1 protein-coding gene is annotated in these 536 nt (G+C 60.6%); it reads left to right on the top strand.

Going from position 1 to position 536, the window contains the following annotated elements:
• Positions 1 to 226: 226 nt before the first annotated feature.
• Positions 227 to 536: DUF222 domain-containing protein (locus Y703_RS23240; RefSeq protein ID WP_253908089.1), on the top strand; the 310-nt coding region annotated here is incomplete at its 3' end.

Below are 536 nucleotides of genomic sequence, written 5' to 3' on the forward strand. Positions count from 1 at the left end.
CCCGCGACATCAGCCGATCGATCACTTCATCGGAAAACAACTCCTTACGCAGTGCCCGCGCAGCAGGCACCGAGTCCGGCGCGATCCCTATGTTCTTTCCATCGGTCTCGGTCATGCTCACAATGAAACTCCTTCGTCTCAAGAAGACCGCTTACACAGACTATTTGACACCCCCCTCGATACCAGCGAATTCCTCACCCGCGACTACCAGGCCACCCTCGCCGCGTTGGAGGACGGCAGATTCTCCAAACGCCACGCGTGGGCTGTCGTTGGAGAGGCCATCAGCATCCCCGATACCGTCCCTGCTCTGGCTGTGGCCTTCGAGGCCCAGCTGGTCGCGATGGCGTGTAACACCACTGTCGCGAAATTTTGTTACCAGGCTCAACGGTTACGCGAAACGCTGGACCCGGACTCGATCACCGTCCGGCACAGGAAAGCGGTTCAGGACCGCCGCGTGTACCTCAACCCTGCCCATGACGGGATGGCCTGGCTTGAAGCGTACCTACCCGTCGCCCACGCCGCAGGGATCTTCCACC

The organism is Arthrobacter sp. H20, assembly GCF_000520515.1.
Taxonomy (GTDB): Bacteria; Actinomycetota; Actinomycetes; order Actinomycetales; family Micrococcaceae; genus Arthrobacter_D.